Source organism: Asticcacaulis aquaticus, from assembly GCF_028550415.1.
GTDB lineage: Bacteria > Pseudomonadota > Alphaproteobacteria > Caulobacterales > Caulobacteraceae > Asticcacaulis > Asticcacaulis aquaticus.
Genome location: NZ_JAQQKX010000003.1, coordinates 133,307 through 151,718 on the forward strand (window position 1 = coordinate 133,307; position 18,412 = coordinate 151,718).

At 61.0% G+C, this 18,412-nt stretch carries 17 protein-coding genes; 9 read left to right on the forward strand and 8 right to left on the reverse strand.

From position 1 onward, the window contains the following. Positions 1–37: 37 nt before the first annotated feature. Together PQU92_RS05440 and PQU92_RS05445 are read left to right on the forward strand one after the other, a co-directional pair. Complete coding sequence (locus tag PQU92_RS05440; protein WP_272747192.1) at positions 38–640, forward strand: hypothetical protein; 603 nt, start codon at positions 38–40, stop codon at positions 638–640. A 10-nt stretch (positions 641–650) separates the two neighbouring features. Beyond that, positions 651–1,475, forward strand: a complete 825-nt coding sequence (locus tag PQU92_RS05445) for an alpha/beta hydrolase (RefSeq protein WP_272747193.1) — start codon at positions 651–653, stop codon at positions 1,473–1,475. On the opposite strand, the gene PQU92_RS05450 is transcribed toward PQU92_RS05445, so the two are convergent. The 4 genes from PQU92_RS05450 to moaA all read right to left on the reverse strand — a co-directional run bounded on the left by PQU92_RS05450 (position 1,456) and on the right by moaA (position 5,625). Then, on the reverse strand, positions 1,456–2,676 hold the full coding sequence (locus PQU92_RS05450) for a Yip1 family protein (RefSeq protein WP_272747194.1): 1,221 nt from the start codon (positions 2,674–2,676) through the stop codon (positions 1,456–1,458). The two genes, PQU92_RS05445 and PQU92_RS05450, sit on opposite strands and share 20 nt — an antisense overlap. A gap of 117 nt (positions 2,677–2,793) precedes the next feature. Next, entirely contained in the window at positions 2,794–4,020 is a 1,227-nt protein-coding gene (locus tag PQU92_RS05455) for a molybdopterin molybdotransferase MoeA (protein ID WP_272747195.1), read from the reverse strand. Then, entirely contained in the window at positions 4,017–4,583 is a 567-nt protein-coding gene (gene moaB, locus PQU92_RS05460; protein ID WP_272747196.1) for a molybdenum cofactor biosynthesis protein B, read from the reverse strand. The genes PQU92_RS05455 and moaB overlap by 4 nt, the downstream gene beginning before the upstream one ends. A 19-nt stretch (positions 4,584–4,602) precedes the next feature. Beyond that, complete coding sequence (gene moaA, locus PQU92_RS05465) at positions 4,603–5,625, reverse strand: GTP 3',8-cyclase MoaA (protein ID WP_272747197.1); 1,023 nt, start codon at positions 5,623–5,625, stop codon at positions 4,603–4,605. A 118-nt stretch (positions 5,626–5,743) separates the two neighbouring features. On the opposite strand from moaA, the gene PQU92_RS05470 reads away from it, so the two are divergent. Further along, positions 5,744–7,342, forward strand: a complete 1,599-nt coding sequence (locus PQU92_RS05470; RefSeq protein WP_272747198.1) for a carboxylesterase/lipase family protein — start codon at positions 5,744–5,746, stop codon at positions 7,340–7,342. A gap of 34 nt (positions 7,343–7,376) precedes the next feature. Beyond that, entirely contained in the window at positions 7,377–7,862 is a 486-nt protein-coding gene (locus PQU92_RS05475) for a hypothetical protein (RefSeq protein WP_272747199.1), read from the forward strand. Positions 7,863–7,864: 2 nt separating this feature from the next. Here the strand turns inward: PQU92_RS05475 and PQU92_RS05480 are convergent, their stop codons facing one another. The 4 genes from PQU92_RS05480 to PQU92_RS05495 all read right to left on the reverse strand — a co-directional run bounded on the left by PQU92_RS05480 (position 7,865) and on the right by PQU92_RS05495 (position 12,230). Continuing rightward, on the reverse strand, positions 7,865–8,299 hold the full coding sequence (locus PQU92_RS05480; protein ID WP_272747200.1) for a GNAT family N-acetyltransferase: 435 nt from the start codon (positions 8,297–8,299) through the stop codon (positions 7,865–7,867). Next, positions 8,296–9,123 carry an alpha/beta hydrolase gene (locus PQU92_RS05485; protein ID WP_272747201.1) on the reverse strand — a complete coding sequence of 276 codons (828 nt, stop codon included), beginning with the start codon at positions 9,121–9,123 and terminating at the stop codon, positions 8,296–8,298. Before PQU92_RS05485 ends, PQU92_RS05480 begins: the two co-directional genes overlap by 4 nt. Positions 9,124–9,175: 52 nt before the next feature. Next, positions 9,176–10,615: a mannitol dehydrogenase family protein gene (locus PQU92_RS05490; protein WP_272747202.1), complete on the reverse strand. Its 1,440-nt coding sequence runs from the start codon at positions 10,613–10,615 to the stop codon at positions 9,176–9,178. 67 nt (positions 10,616–10,682) lie between these two features. After that, positions 10,683–12,230, reverse strand: a complete 1,548-nt coding sequence (locus PQU92_RS05495; RefSeq protein WP_438263805.1) for a UxaA family hydrolase — start codon at positions 12,228–12,230, stop codon at positions 10,683–10,685. A gap of 211 nt (positions 12,231–12,441) precedes the next feature. Here PQU92_RS05495 and PQU92_RS05500 point away from each other — a divergent pair, with 211 nt between their 5' ends. The 5 genes from PQU92_RS05500 (at position 12,442) to PQU92_RS05520 (ending at position 18,411) form a co-directional block, all read left to right on the forward strand. Further along, the gene (locus PQU92_RS05500; protein ID WP_272747203.1) at positions 12,442–13,551 is read left to right on the forward strand and encodes a LacI family DNA-binding transcriptional regulator; all 1,110 of its coding nucleotides are present in this window, start codon (positions 12,442–12,444) and stop codon (positions 13,549–13,551) included. A gap of 309 nt (positions 13,552–13,860) precedes the next feature. Then, positions 13,861–15,273 carry a glucuronate isomerase gene (uxaC, locus tag PQU92_RS05505; protein ID WP_272747204.1) on the forward strand — a complete coding sequence of 471 codons (1,413 nt, stop codon included), beginning with the start codon at positions 13,861–13,863 and terminating at the stop codon, positions 15,271–15,273. A 229-nt stretch (positions 15,274–15,502) separates the two neighbouring features. Further along, the gene (locus PQU92_RS05510; RefSeq protein WP_272747205.1) at positions 15,503–16,645 is read left to right on the forward strand and encodes an ABC transporter ATP-binding protein; all 1,143 of its coding nucleotides are present in this window, start codon (positions 15,503–15,505) and stop codon (positions 16,643–16,645) included. After that, positions 16,635–17,537 carry a carbohydrate ABC transporter permease gene (locus PQU92_RS05515; protein WP_272747206.1) on the forward strand — a complete coding sequence of 301 codons (903 nt, stop codon included), beginning with the start codon at positions 16,635–16,637 and terminating at the stop codon, positions 17,535–17,537. The genes PQU92_RS05510 and PQU92_RS05515 overlap by 11 nt, the downstream gene beginning before the upstream one ends. 1 nt (position 17,538) lies before the next feature. Further along, positions 17,539–18,411, forward strand: coding sequence for a carbohydrate ABC transporter permease (locus tag PQU92_RS05520; RefSeq protein ID WP_272747207.1), 873 nt, complete (start codon positions 17,539–17,541; stop codon positions 18,409–18,411). The last annotated feature ends 1 nt before the right edge of the window (position 18,412 follow it).

Sequence of the window (18,412 nt, forward strand, 5' to 3'; positions counted from 1 at the left end):
CCATTGCGGCGACTATGGCGGACGCAGGGGGATGCCGATGGATTACCGCGAACCAAAACGTCTGAGCTTTTGGCTAAAAGGTATGACTCTGTCCGGTCTGGGGGTGTCGCTGACAGGAGGGCTGCTCATCAGTCTGTCTGTCCTTATCGACCCCAATCTCCAAGGCCTGAACGATGTAAATGTTTTATTGCTGCTGGGTGTTTTGTTGTCTGCCGTCAACCTGCCCCTCAACGTCGCGGCCCAGCTATTCTGGATATTCTGGCTGCGTCGCCTGAGCCTGAATGCGGGGTTGAGCGGCGCAACGGCCGTGGCGGCCTATCTGATCCCCATCGGCACACTCTGGGGGCCGTTCAGAGTCATAAAGCGGGTAAGCACGCGTATCGGCGAAGTGACGGACCTGAGGCCTTGGTGGACCGTAACCGTGCTCGCGGGCCTGCCTATATTGCCGTTTACTATATGGCTGGCCGGTGAAGGCCTCGACAGGGCCGGATTGTCCACCCCGTCCATAGTTGTCATGCTTTTCGGTTATATGTCGGTCATCACCGGTGCCCGCGACTATACCGGTTGGCAGTTGGTCAAGCGTTTTAGCGCCGCCGACCACCGCGCCAAACAAACGGAAGTCGCGGTCAACGCTTTTTGAGGTAAGCCAAATGAAGTGGATCATGCGGGGCGCTCTAACCCTGTTGCTGACGGTGGCTCTGGCCTATGCCGGGGTGTGCGCCTACCTCTATATCAAGCAGCGCGATATGCTTTACATCCCGCCGAAAGAGGTCGTGGCCCCGAACGTCGAGGGGGTGGCCATCGAGGTGGTGACAATCGCCACGCCCGACGGTGAGACCCTGAACGGCTGGTACACACCGCCCGCTAAAAAAGACGGACTGGTCTTTCTCTATTTGCCGGGCCAGGGCGGCGGCCTCGACATGCAGGCCGGGCGTTATAAACGCATGGCGGCGAAAGGCATGGGTTTCCTCAGTCTGGCCTATCGCGGCTTCTTCGGCTCGACCGGTCAACCGACCGAAGCCGGTATCCTGACCGATGGACTAGCGGCCTATGACTGGCTGATCAGGCAAGGCTACAAACCCGAACAGATCGTTCTGCATGGGCATTCGCTGGGTTCGGGCCCGGCGACCTATATCGCCACACAGCGCAATGCGCGGGGGCTGATCCTCGAAGCGCCGTTCACGGCCGCGTCCGATGTGGCGCAGGAGCGCTATCCTTACGTGCCGGTGGGGATGCTGATGAAGGACAAATTCGCCAATCGCGAACGTATCAGGGACGTGCACATGCCGGTCCTCATCGTCCACGGCGACCGCGACAGCGTCGTGCCCTACCATCATGGTGAGCGCCTGTTCGCTCTGGCCAATGAACCGAAGATATTCAAACGCATGGCGGGGGAGGACCATTCGACCCTCACCCGCGCCGGTGTCTATGATATCTATTGGGCGTGGCTCGGCCTTACTTCAGCAAAGCCATAGCCCGGTTCTGATCGACCGAGGCAACCGCCGCTTTCAGGGTCGCGATGTCGATATCGGAACCTTCGGCCTCGATGGCGATGCGTTCACCGACGACGATCGTATAGCTGCCGCTGCGGGCGGCGCTGTCGTAGCGTTCGGAGACCAGCTTGCCGCCTTCGGTCGAGACCTTTTCATAGGACGTGCCGTTCTGGCTGGAGGACTGCACCTTCATCGCCGAGCCCAGCGCCGTCATGGCCCCCAGCGCGCCAATGTCGGTGATCTTGAGGTTGATGCGGCCAGTGCCCACGGCGTAGGACGCATGGGCTTCGGAAGTCGAGTAATTACCCGCGCCCCCGGCGGAGGTGCCGCCATCGGCCTTGGCGGCACCCGCGACGGAACCCGGCAGGAGACCGTCGAGCAGGGCCGGATCGAGCGCTGGCTTGGCCGTGCCGTCCTGCATCGCCTTGGCGGCGGATTCCATGCGTTTGGCGGCGGTTTCCAGACTGTTGCCTTCGACATTGACCGTGCCGTCAGGGGTGTTGATGCTGACATTGCCGGTGGTGTGCAGACCGCCGCCCGCCAGTGTCCCCATGAGCAGGATGGGGGCGGTAATTGCGCCGATTATGATCTGGATGACGATGGCGATGACCACGACGACGGCGGTATAGCCGAGGCTCTTTGCCTTCGGGGTCCTCATCAGGATCGGCAGGCCGGTATAGAGCAGATAAAGGCCGTATATGCCCAGAAGGCCGAGCACACCCAGCATCGGAATGGCCGCGAATATCCCGGCGACCCAACTGGCCGTCGCCGAATAGGCGGCGACCTTGAAGGCCTGTACATTGTTCTTCTGCCCGTCGAAACTCGGCGCCAGGGCGTCGATGATGAAGCCGGCGATATAGACCGAGGCGACCGACAGGGCGTAGATGACGGCCGCATAGATCAAGCCGCTGACCACCGAGACCTTGGTGGTGATGCCGAGTACGGAAATCCCGATCAGGCTCTGGCCGATAAAGCCCGCTACCGCCGGAATAGCGGCCAGAATCAGGACGTAGCCGGTGGTTATGCCGCTGATCGTCGACGGCTCGACGTCGATTTTCTGCCATTCCGGCGTCGGGCGCAGCAATATGCCCTTGACGCGTTCGACCAGCGACGGCGAGGCGGAGGTGACGGTGGGTGTCGACGTCGGCAGGGGCGGTATATCGCCTGTGGGGGTGTCGTTCATAAGGAGTTGTCCCGCGGTAAGAGGCCTTTAGGGCCATGCCTGAAAAGAAGCGAACGCGTACAAAAAGAGCGTCGCTACTTTTAGGTGCGGTGCGGAACCGGTCAATTCACCTTTAAGTCAGATGTAACGATCCAGCCGGACATATTCTGCCATTTCCCCCCGCTGCAATGCCGGGGCATTGGCCGGACGGCGGATAAGGGCATCGCTTTGCGAAAAGACGGCGATGAGCGACGAGTCCTGATCGGCAAAGGGTTTCAGGGTGGGTTGACCTGACGCATCGGTGACGATGCGGGCGCGCAGGAAGGTTTCACGCGGACCGTTGGCCGAAATATCCGAAGCCATAGGCAGGCGATGCGGTTGCGGCGGTTCGGGTTGGCCCAGCGCCGCCTCGATCCACGGTTTCAGGAACAGTTGCGCGCAGACCATTGCCGAGGCCGGATTGCCGGGCAGACCGAGGACGCGCTGATCGTTGGCGAGTGTGCCTGTCCAGGTCGGCTTTCCCGGTCTGATATTGATGCTGCTGAAATCGAGCGTCAGGCCAAGGCGTTCCAGCGCCGGTTTGACGAGGTCGTAATCGCCGACGCTGGCCCCGCCGATCGTGACAATCAGGTCGGCCTCGCAGGCTTTCACCGCGTCATGGATGCCATCGAGGTCGTCGCTTTCGACGCCGAGAAATTCGGCCTTGGCCCCCCACTGACGGCACATGGCCATCAGGGCGAAGGAGCCGGATTCGAAGATCTGATCAGGGCGCGGGTCGTCGCCGGGCGCGACCAGTTCGTCGCCGGTCGACAAAATAGCGATGCGTGGACGACGCGCCACGGTCACAGATTTGCTGCCCGCCGCTGCCGCCAGCGACAACCGCCACGGGTCGAGCCTGAGACCGGCGGAGAGCAGTTCGTGACCGGCTTTGAAGTCCTGACCGCGTGGGCGGATATGGGTCTTGGGATCGTTCCAGCCATCGGCCTCGATGAAGATGCCATGGTCCGTATGGCGCACGTTTTCCTGAATAACCACGGCCTTGGCGCCGTCCGGCACCGGGGCGCCGGTGAATATGCGCACGCACTGCCCCCATTCGACGCGGCCTTCGAAACGCTTACCGGCTATGCTTTCGCCGATCAGTTTTAGCGGCGCGCTCTGGGCCACCGGATCGGTCAGTGACTTGCATATGGCGTAGCCATCCATGGCCGAGGCGTCGAACGGCGGCTGGTCGCGGGTGGCCACGACCGGCGCGGTCAGGACGCGGCCGAGCGCCTTGCGCAGGGCGATCTTGCGCGGCACGGGCGCCGGTGCGACCTCACGCAGGAAGGCGCGCGCTTCATCGACGGTAATGCCTTTGCGAGTCATTTTTCTAAGAGCCGGGGCATAAGTTCGACCATATTGCACGGGCCGTGGCGTGAATCGAGCTGCCAGCGGATGACCTTGTCCCAGCCGTCCTTGCACGCGCCGTTCGACCCCGGCAGGCAGAAGATGAAGACGCCGCGGATAATCCCGGCCAGGGCCCGCGATTGCAGGGTGGACAGGCCGACCGTCTGGAAACTGACCATATGGAAGATGGTCGAAAAGCCTTCGATGCGCTTGTCCAGCATCGGTTCGACGGCTTCAGGCGTGATGTCGCGGCCCGTAATGCCGGTACCGCCGGTCGAGATGATCACGTCCACATTCCCGGACTCGATCCAGTTGGTTATGACGGTGCGGATATGATCCTTATCGTCGCGGACCAGTTCGCGTGCGGCCACATGATGACCCGCCGCCGTAATCCGCTTATCGAGCAAATCTCCGGACGTATCATTTTCGCGCGTGCGGCTGTCGGACACGGTCAGGACGGCGATATTGACGCTTTTGAACGGGCGGTCGGCATCGATGCGGCCTGCCCCCAGATAGGACCGTTCTGTCTCTGTCAGTTCCATGAAAGTCTCGCTTGTGAAATTAACCGCCGGTGACGGACATGGTCCGGCGCGGCACATAGGTCCGTTGGGGCGGCGGTGCGCCGTGACCGGCGATGAAAAAGTCGTGCGCCTTCGGCTTATGCGACAGCGCCGCCTTGAAAGCGTCAGTTAAAGACTGATCTGTCTGGTCTTCGCGCAGGGCCGTGCGCAGATCGACGTGATCGTCCTGCCCTAGGCACATATAGAGCTGGCCGGTACAGGTGACGCGCACGCGGTTGCAGGTATCGCAGAAATTATGGCTGAGCGGCGTGATTAGGCCTAGCTTGCCGCCGGTTTCCGCCACGCGATAATATCGCGCCGGGCCGCCGGTGGTGTCGGAAACCGGCGTAATGTCCCAGAAGCTATGCAGGTCGCTCATGACCTCGCGCAAAGAGACGAACTGGTCTTCCCGGCCCTCGATTTCGTCACCCAGCGGCATGGTCTCGATCAGCGACACGTCGATGTCGCGCGCGTGGGCAAACTGGATGATATCGGGCAGGTCGTGGCGATTGTCCTGCTGAAGGGCGACGACGTTCAGCTTGACCCGAAGGCCGGCCGTCTGCGCCGCCTCGATGCCGTCCAGCACCACGCCCAGATTGCCGGTGCGCGTAATGCGACGAAACACGTCGGGCCTGAGGCTGTCGAGCGAGACATTGACGCGCCTGATCCCCGCCTCAACCAGGTGCGGCGCGGCGGATTTCAACAGGGTGCCATTGGTCGTCAGGGTCAGTTCTTTCAAACGCCCATTGTGAACCTGCTGACCCAGTCGTTTGAGGAAATCGAGGATGCCCTTGCGTACCAGAGGTTCGCCGCCGGTGATGCGCAGACGTTCGACGCCGCGATCGATCAGAAACAGGCTCAGACGCTCCAGCTCCTCGAAACTCAGCAGTTCTTTTCGGGGCAGAAAGGTCTGTCTTTCCGGCATGCAATAGGTGCAGCGCAGGTCGCAACGGTCCGTCACCGAAATCCGCACATAGGAGATGCGGCGGTTGAAACCATCGATAAGCGCGGGCGACAAACTCATGCCTTTGAAATAACCGGAAAATCGCGGCCAATACAAGGCGTGACGCCTTTACTTTTGCGTGTTTCCGCGCAAACCTCGGCTCACAAGAAGAACATAATCCGAAACACAGGAAACCCTCATGAACCGCCGCCAAGTCCTGTCGGGCCTTTCCGCCATTGCCTTGTCATCTGCCGTGCCACCGGTGTCAGCCGCCGACGCGACCGTTACCGTCAAGACCGTAGCAGGGCCGGTTATCGGGCAGGTCAAGAATGGTGCCGTGGTGTTTCTGGGGCTGCGCTATGGCGAAACGACCGCGCCGCCGCATCGCTTTCAGCCGCCGCGCAAGCCCGTTGCGTGGACGCAGCCAGTACTGGCCGATACATATGGCCCGGCAAGCCCGCAAGGTAGCAATCCCGATTCTTACGGCAAGAGCGAAGACTGCCTGTTTCTCAATGTGTGGACGCCGGAGGCCAGTACCAAAACCAAACGCCCGGTGATGGTCTATCTGCACGGCGGGGCCTATTCGAACGGGTCAGGCTCGCACGCGGAATATGACGGGACGAACCTGTCTTTGCACGGCGATGTGGTGGTGGTGACGATCAATCACCGGCTCAACGCCTTTGGTTATCTATATCTGGCGCGGCTGGAGCGGCAGATTACCGGTAAGGCGGGGCCGCTGGCCCTGTCCGGCAATTGCGGGCAGCTTGATATCATTCTGGCGCTGGAATGGGTGCGTGACAATATCGCTCAGTTCGGCGGCGATCCCGGCAATGTCATGGCCTTCGGTCAATCGGGCGGCGGTGCCAAGATCGCGACCATGATGGCGACGCCCGCCGCCAAAGGTCTGTTCCACAAGGCCGCGACCATGAGCGGGCAGCAGGTCACCGCCTCCGGCCCCGGCAATGCGACTTTGCGCGCCAAGGCGTTTCTGGCGGCGCTCAATCTGAAGCCCGATGCGGACGGTCTGGCGGCGGTGCAGACCCTGCCGTGGGAACAATTGGTCACGGCTTTGAAAGCCACCGATCCGGTGCTGGGGGGCGGGGTCTATATGGGGCCGGTGCTGGACGAGACGCATCTGTTCCGGCATCCCTTCTATCCCGACGCCGCGCCGCAATCGCGTAACATGCCGATGATTATCGGCAATACCCTGAATGAAACCAAGGGGTTTCAGGTCAATAATCCGGAATTCCAGAATCTTACGTGGGAGGCGCTGGCCGAAAAACTGCCGCCCAATTATCGCGTCGATATAGATCCCTATCTGGTGATCGACACCTACCGCAAACTCTATCCGCAGATGACACCGACCGATATCTATTTTGCCGCGACAACGGCAGGGCGGTCCTGGCGCGGCGCGGTTATCGAAGCCGAGGAACGGGCCAAGGTGGGCGCTAAAACCTTCGTCTATCAGGCCAACTGGCAAAGCCCGAAGGATGGCGGCAAGTACGGCGCGCCGCACGCGGTAGAAATTCCGCTGGTCTTCCGTAATACGGCGGTGCCGAGTGCGGTGACCACAGACTCCGAAGGCGCACGGAAAATGGCGGATCTGTTCTCCGATGCGTTTATCGCCTTTGCCCGAACGGGATCGCCGCAGACCGCGGCCCTGCCGAAATGGACGCCCTACAGCTTGCCCAACCGCGAGACGATGTTGATGGACCTGCCGCCGAAGCTGGCCAATGACCCGCGCGGGGCGGAGCGCAGGTTGTTCGACAAGGTGCCTTTTGTTCAGGCGGGGACGTAAGCTTCGTATGGAGGGGTCTTTAGGGAGGGTGGATATGTCGCGCATCGGTATTGCGCTATGCCTTCTATTGCTCGGTGGTTGCCGTGTGGATTTCAAACCCCCAAGACACCTGCCACCCCTTTACGGGGAAAGTGCTCACCTGACGGATAGGTATTATATAGCTCGCCAAACAGAAAAGTTTCCCGTGGCACGGGCAGGCGATCAGATACGCCGCGAGCCGGGAGATTTAAGTTTGTGCCGATGGAATGAGCCGCCGGAGGGCGATTGCACAGCGGTTGTGCCTGGTAAAGTATTAGCTCTGGGTTTTGACGAGCATTACCTTGTCGTCAAGCAGGCGGTCGAGGGGCACGTCTCTTACTTTGTTATTGATCTTGCTGCCGATACGGCAGATCAGCCCCACGCGGGCGCCCTGTCCGAGGTGGAGTTTCAAAAGCAAGTCAAGGCTAAGGCTTTACCAGCCTTTGCCTCCCGGTTGCCCCGCTTGAAAGTCGGCAAGGCCGGGCCGCCTAGCGAAATATAGAGCTACCTATTCTGCACCATAAACACGATGGGGTAAGGATTGCCCGCATCGTCGGTTTCCGACCGGCCTGTTATGGTGAAACCGCACTTTTCGTAGAAGGTGATATTGCCGTCGACCTGCTCGTTAACCGTGACGGTCAGGGGGCCTTTCAGCGCTTGCGCGTGGTCGATCAGACCGCGACCGATGCCGTGGCGCTGAAACGCCGGAGCGACGAACAGCATGGCCAGTACATTCTCCCCGACCAGTGTCGCAAAGCCTGCCGACTGGTTGCCAATCTCCGCCACCCACACCTCGCCCCCGACCAGTCCGGCCAGCAGATAGGGCCGGTAAAAGTCGATGTCGGCCTCGCTAAGGAAGTGATAGGCGGCGCGCACCGAGTCTTCCCAGATGGCGATCAGGCGCGGGGCATCGGCGGTGGTGGCAGGACGAATATTCACCCCAGAACCTTGTCGAACCAGCGCGCGGCCAGCGCCGGCCACTGATCGTGGGTGCCGTCCAGTTCGCGCAGAGCAAAGCCGTGCGGGGCCTGCGGGAAGATGTGCGCTTCCAGATCGGCCCCCGTCTGCTGCGCCGTGCGGATGAAGTTCAGGGCGTGGTCGATGGGGACGATCTTATCGTGCAGGGCATAGGCCAGAAAGACCGGAATTTGCGGCACGCCGTGTGGCTCGGCGGCGATGCCGACCGGCCATGCGTTGTAGAAATCCTGCTTCTGCACCGGCGGAAAGTCTGGCTTGCCCGCGGGGGCCTTGTAATCCTTGTGGTTAGCATTGACCGGTGCATAGGCGATCAGCACGCCTTTGGCGGTCAGTTCATGCGGCTGACAGGCCATGACCCCGGCCAGATGTCCTCCCGACGACAGGCCGACATGCAGCAACGGCAGCGCGTCCAGCGTCGCCAGATGATCGAGCGCGGTCATGCCGTCCTGAAGCGCGATATCGTGCGGGTGGATATCGCCCGGACCATCATCGGTGCCGGGGAGGCGATGGACCAGCACATAGGCGTCGAGGCCCAGCGCGTTGAGCCACAGGGCAATTTCGATGCCTTCGCGATCGGCCACCAGATTAACATAGCCGCCGCCGCCATAGACCAGCGCTCGCCCACGCGGTGTTTCGATCTTATATTCGTGCAGTTCGGCGCGTGTGACGCGGTTGTAGCGCCGCTCGGGCCACTCGCCTTCGGCAATATTGGCCGCGCCTTCGCTGAGGGCGATGACGCGGTCGGCAGCAGGGGGATGATCGGGCAGGGCAGGGAGAGCGGTCATGGGTGTTCCTCAAGGTCGGAGACACCTATGACCGCCGTGCGGACGCTGTCAATCAGGCTGCGACATTTTCGCGAGACAGAAGAGTCTTGTACGCGGCTTCGACCGCCGCAATCACGCGCGGATCGCTGGCGAGTCCTTCGGGGAAAACCTTTCGGAACGCCAGCACCGTCGTCACATCCGCCACATCGTCGGTCAGGCCCTGGCCCAGGGCGATCAGGTCGGCGGCCAGCGGGTCGGTGATCGTGCCGCCCGAGACCGCCTTGTCACGGATAAAGCGCGCCCACGCGGCCAGCGGCACGGCAAAGCGCGATACGTCCTGACCCTTTTCGAGGGCTTCCGACAGCGAGGACAGCAGGCGGATAGGGATCTTCTGCGAGCCATCCCAGGCGATCTGCGCCAGCAGGTGCTTGATGGCCGGATTGCGGAAACGCTTAAGGATGGCTTCGGAATAGTCGACCAGATCGAGACCTTTCGGGGCTTCCAGCAGCGGCACGACGTCGGAAATCATCAGGTCGCGGGCCAGTTCGGCCAGTTCCGCGTCCTTCATGGCTTCGGACACGCTCTCGATCCCCTTGTGCAGCCCAGCATAGGCCAGAGTCGAGTGCGGCCCGTTAAGCAGGCGCAGCTTGGCGCGTTCATAGGCCGGCACATTGTCGGTCAGGATGACGCCGACGCTGGCCCAGTCGGGGCCGCCCTGGTGGACGTGTTCTTCGACCACCCACTGCGTGAAGGCTTCACGCTGGATCGGCCAGGCATCGCTGACGCCGATAGCCTCGGCCACGCGCTCGCGCAGGGCGTCGTCGGTGGCGGGGGTGATCGAATCGACCATGGTGCACGGGCAAGACAGGTCTGTCTCAATGCGTTGGGCGAGGGGGGCGTCCAGCTTGGCGACAAAGGCCACCACGGCGGCTTTCAGGCGATGACCGTTCTTGGGCAGGTTATCGCACGGGATCAGGACGAACGGCGCGACACCGGCGGCGTAGCGGCGGCGCAGGCCCTCGGCCACATAGCCGATATAGGATTTCGGCGTCGCGGGGTTGGCGAGATCGTGGACGATGTCGGCGTTGTTGAAATCGAGTTCCCAGTTCGGGTCGAGGCAATAGCCCTTTTCGGTGACGGTCGAGGTGACGATCTGCACTTCGGGACGCGTCAGGCGCTCCAGAACGGCCTCGATATCTTCAGGACCGACCAGCACTTCGCGCATCGAGCCGAGGATCTGATACTCGATCTTCTCGTCAAGGATGGCCAGCGTATAGAGGCCGTCCTGCGGCACCAGCGCATCGCGCACACCCTTGGAATGCAGGGAAACCCCGCAGATGCCCCAACGCGGATCGCTGGCCAGCAGCGCATCGACAAAGGCCGCCTGATGGGCGCGGTGGAAGGCGCCGGGGCCGAAATGGACGATGCCGACGGAGACCCTGGCCGGATCGTAGGCAGGTTTGATGACGTCGGATTTCAGGGCATCGAGCGTGGCAAGCGACAGGCGGGTCATGAGGGGTTCCTGTATAATTCCCTCTCTCTTGAGAGAGGGCGAAAGTATAGGGGGTTGTGAATAAGGGTCAGAGCGTCACGCCATTCTTCCAGATGGCGATTTCGCGTTCTTCGTTCTTTTCGTTGTTGCTTTGCTGGCCCGACGCGACGCGCAGGATCAAATCCATCAGATCGTCGGCGGTTTCGTCCAGCGTCTTGCCTTCCAGCGCCTGACCGGCGTTGAAGTCGATCCAGTGCGGCTTCTTTTCGGCCAGCGCCGTATTCGAGGCGATCTTGAGCGTCGGCGCGGGGAAGCCCAAGGGCGTGCCGCGGCCGGTGGTGAACAGGACGATGACCGCGCCCGCCGCCGTCAGGGCCGTCGAGGACACCGCGTCATTGCCGGGCGCTTCGAGCAGCGACAGGCCGGGCTGGCTGGCCCGCTCGCCATAGCGCAGGACCTCGGTCAACTGGCTCAGACCGCCTTTTTGTACGGCTCCAAGCGACTTTTCTTCCAGCGTGGTGATGCCGCCGGCCTTGTTGCCCGGCGAGGGATTTTCAAAGACAGGCTGATTGTTGTCGAGGAAATATTGCTTGAAATCGTTGACCACGTCGACGATCTCATGGAACACGTTCTCGTCCTTGGCGCGGGCCATCAGGATGCGTTCGGCGCCGAACACTTCCGGAATTTCGGTCATGATCGACATGCCGCCGGCCTGCGCCACCGTGTCGGCGACGCGACCGACCAGCGGGTTGGCGGTCAGGCCCGAAAAGCCGTCCGATCCGCCGCATTTCACGCCGATGGCCAGATCAGAGACGTGGCATAGTTCGCGCTGGTCCTTTTCGACCACGGCGACCAGTTCTTCCAAGGCTTCGAGACCCGCCTCGTGCTCGTCATCGACCATCTGGGCCGCGAAATATTTCAGGCGATCCGGACTGCGACCCTGAATTTCGTCGAGCAGGGCGGTAAGCTGGTTGTTTTCACACCCCAGACCGACGATCAGCACGCCCCCGGCATTGGGGTGCGAGGCCAGCGCCGCCAGCAGCTTGCGCGTATGGCTGAGGTCGTCACCCAGTTGCGAGCAGCCGAGCGGGTGGGTGAGCGCATAGACGCCGTCAACCCGGCCCTTGAAACGTTCCGATGCCACCTTGGCCAGACGCTCGGAGGTGCGGGCCACGCAACCCACCGTGCACAGAATCCAGATTTCGTTGCGGATACCGACACGACCATCCGCCCGACGATACCCCATAAAGGTGCGGCTGTCGGGATGCGAGCCCGGGCCTTCGGCGGGTTCGGGGAGATAGGCATAGTCTTCGACCCCGCTCAGAGCGGTCGCCAGGTTATGGGTGTGGATATGTTCGCCCGCCGCGATCGGGGCGATGGCCTTGCCGATGACGAAACCGAATTTCAGCACCTCCTGACCGGGGGCGATATCGTAGAGCGCGATCTTGTGACCCTTGGGGATATCGGTGGCCAGGGTCACGGTCAGATCGCCGAAGCGCAAAACCTCACCGGCGCTCAGCGGCTCGACCGCAATGGCGACGTGATCGGTCGAATGGACGCGCACATAGCGCGACATGGCTGGCGTTGCGGCGTCTTTATCGCTCAGGACCGCACAGGAGGGGGTATCGTTCGGCATGGGCTCAAGCTCCTCAACCGCCCCATTGGGGCAGATGAAACTTTATTGTTGTCTTTACTTGGTAACCGGTGTCATACTGCTGAACCGGTCCTATAGGCAAGAGCCCAGCGTCACGGGCGTCAAAAAAAGCAACAGCTTGCTCATCGGTCGGCTTTGCGCATAATACCGAATAATAAGAACCCTCGGGTCGAATCCGGAACCGCTCGCCTTCATGTCCATACCGCCGTCTTCGAAAACCCCTTCCGGTCCGTCCGCTGTCGATCCGGTCGAAGCGTTCCTTCAGCGCCGCAAAAAGGCGACCATCAACGACGTCGCCTCATTGGCTCAGGTGTCGAAAAAGACGGTCTCGCGCGTTATCAATAATTCGCCTTCGGTGCGCGCCGAAACGCGGGAGCAGGTCAATGCCATCATCAACCGCATCGGTTTCAAGCCCGATCCGCAGGCGCGCGGCCTGGCCTTTCGCCGCTCGTTTTTGCTGGGGCTGATCTACGATAACCCCAATGCACAGTACGTCGTCAATATTCAGGCCGGCATCCTCGATTGTATCCGCGGGTCGGGCACCGAGATCATCGTCCATCCCTGCGACAAGAACAGCGACGATTTTCTTGAGGAAATCCGCGATTTCGTCGAACTGCAAAGGCTGGCCGGGGTTATCCTGCTGCCGCCGATCGCCGAAAACCGCCAGCTTCTCGCCATGCTCGACGATCTGGATGTGCCCTATGTGCGGATTACCGCCATGCATGGCGCGGAAAACACGCCGCCCATCCTGTCGCCGCAGGTCGTATCACGGGACAGACAGGGCTGTCTGGCGGCGGCGGAGCATCTGGTCGAGCTGGGTCATACGCGCATCGGTTTCATTTCCGGCCCGGCGGGCTATGCTTCGGCGCGGGAACGTCGCCAGGGGTTCGACGAAGGGCTGGCCCGGCATGGCCTGAGTCTGTCGGATGAGCTGATCACCGGCGGGGAATATACCTTCGAATCCGGGTTCGAGGCCGCCCGTCATCTGCTGGCCTTGTCGCCGCGTCCGACGGCCATCTTTGCGTCGAACGATGAGATGGCGATCGGTGCCTATAAGGCGGCGGCGCAACTGGGCCTGACCATCCCCGATGAGTTGAGCGTCATCGGCTATGACGACGCTCCGATCGCGTCGCGCATTACGCCGGGCCTGACCAGCGTGAAGGCGCCGATCCGCGACATCGGGCGCACGGCGGCGGAAACCCTTATTTCCGAAGAGAAGCCCCGCCGCAACACCACTATTTTCGATACGGCGCTGATTGTACGGGAATCGACAGGTCCGCGTGAGCCGGACTTCAAACCGTAAGCCGAATAGGTTGCGCGCGTCTAAGAGACTGTTTGGAAAGCCTTCGGGTCGCTCCCGCGGGTCTTTATTTCCGCCCGCTGTGTTGGAAACTTGCCCCGATGTTCACATCGCGACTTCGTTTCCGCCTTGCGGATCGAAAAAAATCCCTCACGGGCGCTCAGCCGCTGACTTCCCAAACAGTCTCTAAAAAAACGTTGATTAAAATCATGACACCGGTTACCTGTTGCGGCGGGAGATCTGGGGCCAGTGATCGCAAAAAAGAACGCACAACGATCCGTCGGCTCGCTTTTTAACGGTTAAAAAATTCGCATGTCCAAGCCCTTGATTCTGAACGAAGATCGCCTGTTTTCGGCCGACCCGGCGCAGCGCGCCGTCGCCCGCGAACTCTATGCGCTCGTCAAAGCCTTTCCGATCCTATCGCCGCACGGCCACACCGACCCGCAATGGTTCGCCGACAATGAAAACTTCGGCAATGCGACCGAGCTGTTGCTGGCGCCCGACCACTATGCGTACCGCATGCTCTATTCGCAGGGCGTCGCCATGAACGATGTCGGCGTCGGCTCCAAGGCCGGCCCGTCGACCGCCGATCCGCGCGCCGCGTGGAAGATTTTCGCGTCGAACCAGCATCTGTTCCGCGGTACGCCGACCTCGATGTGGATGAGCCACGTCTTCGGCGAGATCATGGGCTTCGACAAGCGTCTGGATGAAACCACGGCGGATCATTATTACGACCGCATCGGCGAGCTTCTGGCGTCCGACGCCTATAAGCCGCGCGCCCTGTTCGAACGCTTCAACATCGAGCTTCTGGCGACGACCGAAAGCCCGACCGACACGCTGGAGCACCATCAGAAGATCAAGGCGTCCGGCTGGAAAGGCCGCGTGGTCACGGCCTATCGCCCGGACCCGGTCATCGACGCCGAACACGAGGATTTCCGCGACAAGCTGAAGGTGTTCGCCGAACTGTCGGGCGAGGACGTCTATAGCTGGACCGGTTACCTCAAGGCCCACCGTATCCGCCGCGATTTCTTCATGGAACTGGGCGCGACCTCGACCGACCACGGTCATCCGACGGCGCAGACGGCGAACCTGTCGACCGCCGAGTCCGAGGCCCTGTTCAACCGCATCATCAAGGGCGATTTCACCGCCGCCGATGCCGAGCTGTTCCGCGCCCAGATGCTGACCGAAATGGCCCGCATGAGCCTCGACGACGGTCTGACCATGCAGATCCACCCGGGTTCGTTCCGCAATCATAACCAGAAGGTTTTTGAGACCTTCGGTCGTGACAAGGGCTGCGATATCCCGATGGCGACGGGTTATGTCAACGAACTCAAGCCGTTGCTGGATGCGTTCGGCAACGAAAAGAACCTGACGGTGATCGTGTTCACGCTGGACGAAACCAGCTATTCGCGCGAACTGGCGCCGCTGGCCGGGCACTATCCGATCCTCAAGCTCGGCCCCTCGTGGTGGTTCCACGATTCGCCGGAAGGCATGACGCGCTTCCGCGAGCAGGTCACGGAAACGGCGGGCTTCTATAATACGGTCGGCTTCAACGACGACACCCGCGCCTTCCTGTCGATCCCGGCGCGCCACGACGTCGCGCGCCGCATCGATGCCAACTTCCTGGCGCGTCTGGTCGTCGAGCATCGCCTGGATATCGAAGAGGCAGCGGAGACGATCAAAGACCTGACCTATAATCTGCCGAAGGCGGCCTATAAGTTATAAGAATGAAGGGGCCGCAGGCCCCTTCACCCCCTAATATTTAGAGCTCCATCGGTAACGGTGGAGCTTTTTTGCTTCGAGGTGCAGGCGCGCTTTTTGTGCGCTACCGCTTCGCTGCTTGAGCGCGCCCTCCTGCATTCTTACATATTCAGCGAGAGGGGCGTTGAAAATGACACCGGTTTCCTATACAGGTCGATAAAACATATAAAAACGAAAAATAATGCGGGGAAACGTGGTTACGAACAGTGTCAAACTCACTGACGTCAAAAAGTCGTTTAATGGCCATGACGTTATCAAGGGCGTGTCGCTCGACGTGCAAAAAGGCGAAATGGTCGTCTTCGTCGGGCCGTCGGGTTGCGGCAAATCGACCCTTCTGCGCCTGATCGCCGGGCTCGATACGCCGACTTCCGGTCAGATCGAGATCGCCGGCAATGATGTCACCTACGCCCATCCGTCGAAGCGCGGCGTGGCGATGGTGTTTCAGTCCTACGCCCTTTATCCGCATATGACCGTGGCCGACAATATCGCCTTCGCGCTCAAGATTCAGGGCCTGCCCAAGGCCGAGATCGACGCCAAGGTCAGGGACGTGGCCGAAGTCCTGCAACTGACGCACCTGCTCAAGCGCCGCCCCAAAGCCCTGTCGGGCGGGCAGCGCCAGCGCGTCGCCATCGGGCGCGCCATCGTGCGTGAGCCCGATGTCTTCCTGTTCGACGAACCCCTGTCAAACCTTGATGCTTCCCTGCGCGGTCAGATGCGCGTCGAAATCGCGCGCCTGCATACCAAGCTCAACGCGACCTCGGTTTATGTGACCCACGATCAGGTCGAGGCCATGACCTTGGCCGACAAGATCGTCGTGCTCAATGCCGGTCGGATCGAGCAGATCGGCGCGCCGATGGAGCTTTATCGCAAGCCCGCCAACCTGTTCGTGGCCGGATTTATCGGTTCGCCGCGGATGAATATTCTGGGCGCCAAGGTCCGTTCGTCGTCGGGCGAAGCGGTGACGCTCGATACGCCTCAGGGCGTGCTGGCCATTCCGCGTACGGGGGCTCAGGCCGCGACCGGCGCGTCGATCAGCTTAGGGATTCGTCCGGAAAATCTGCATGTGGCGGCAGCGGGTGAAGAGGGGCATCTGAGCGGCTACGTCATCCTCATTGAGCGTCTGGGCGGAGAGACCTTTGCCTATGTGACGCTGAAAGGCTTCGACGGTGAGCCCGTCATTCTCAAGCTGGATGGCGAAGCTCAGGTACATAACCATCAGGAAGTGCGCCTGACGGTCGATCTGAACCGCGCGCACCTGTTCGACGAGGCCGGTCTGGCCGTCGGGGTTTCGCCCGACTTCGCAGATAAGACAGACGGGTCTGGTCATGTACAATAACAAGCTGATCGGTAGTCTCTACGTCACCCCCTTCGTCATCGGCTTTTTGCTGTTTACCGCCTTTCCGTTCGTCGCCTCCTTCATCCTCAGCCTGACCGACGCGCGTTTGCAGGACCAACTGGGCGCGGCGCAGTTTACCGGTGTTGCCAACTATACCGGCATGGTCGCGGATTCGACGTTTCAGAAGTCGCTGGGCGTGACCTTCGCCTATGTCTTCATCACCGTGCCGTTGAAGCTTGCCTTCGCGCTATTTATCGCCGTGGTGCTGAATTTCAAATTGCGCGGCATCGGCCTGTTCCGCACGGCCTTTTATCTGCCGTCTATCCTGGGCGGCAGTGTTGCCATCGCGGTCGTCTGGCGCTTCGTCTTCGCGGGCGACGGCCTGATCAATCAGGGGCTGGGCTCGCTCGGCATCGGCGGCGTCAACTGGTTAGGCGAGCCGACCACGGCCATGTTTTCCATCGTCCTGCTGCGTCTGTGGCAGTTCGGGTCGGCCATGGTCGTGTTCCTCGCCGGTCTGAAAGCCATCCCCGAAGATCTGTATGAGGCCGCCGACCTCGACGGTGCCTCGCGGATGAAGCAGTTCTGGATGATCACCCTGCCGTTGCTGACGCCGGTCCTGTTCTTCAACTTCATCATGCAGATCGTGCAGGCGTTTCAGGAGTTCAACGGGCCGTACATCATCACCGCCGGGGGGCCGCTCAAGTCGTCCTATCTGCTGCCGCTGATGATCTACGAGGAAGCCTTCAAATACTTCAATCTCGGCTATTCCTCGGCCCTGTCCTGGGTGCTGTTCATCATCATCGCCATCTTTACCGCCGTGGCCTTCTGGTCGCAGAAACACTGGGTGTTCTATGCTCAGGATCGCGGCGACGACAAGGGAGGCCACTGATATGGTCACCGCAACTATCGACACCGGCTGGCGCAAGCATCTGCCCGTCCTCAACGCCTTTCTGCGCTACGGCATTCTGATCCTCGTCGGCTTCGTCATGATCTATCCGCTGCTGTGGATGATCGGCGGGGCGTTCAAGAACAATGCCGAAATCTTCTCCTCGATCGGCTTTATTCCGAAAGCACCGACAACGGATGGCTTCGTCAATGGCTGGAAGACCTCGACCGAATATAGCTTCGCGACCTACCTGCTCAATACGATGAAGATCGTCATCCCCAAGGTCATCGTCACCGTCATTTCCTCGGTCGTCGTCGCCTATGGGTTTGCACGCTTCGCCATTCCGGGCCGCAAGTGGCTGTTTGCGCTGCTGATGGCCACCGTCCTGCTGCCGAAGTCGGTCCTGCTGATCCCGCAATATCTGATGTTCCGCGAATTCGGCTGGCTCGATACCTATCTGCCGCTCTACGCACCGCAGGCCTTTGCGACGGAGGGTTTCTTCGTCTTCATGATCATCCAGTTCATGCGCACCCTGCCACTCGATATGGAAGAGGCGGCGGTGATGGACGGCTGCAATTCGTTTCAGGTTCTGACCCTGATCGTCTGCCCGGTCATCCTGCCGGCGATTATCTCGGTCGCCCTGTTCCAGTTCATGTGGTCGATGAACGACTTCCTCCAGCCGCTGATCTATCTGTCGTCGGTCGAGAAATACCCTGTGGCGCTGGCGCTCAAGATGTCGATCGACGTTACCGAGGCGACGTCTTGGAACGAGATTCTGGCCATGTCGACCATCGCCATCGCGCCGTCGCTGATCCTGTTCTTCGCGGCCCAGAAATACTTCGTTGAAGGCCTGACCTCCGGCGCGGTGAAGGGCTAGG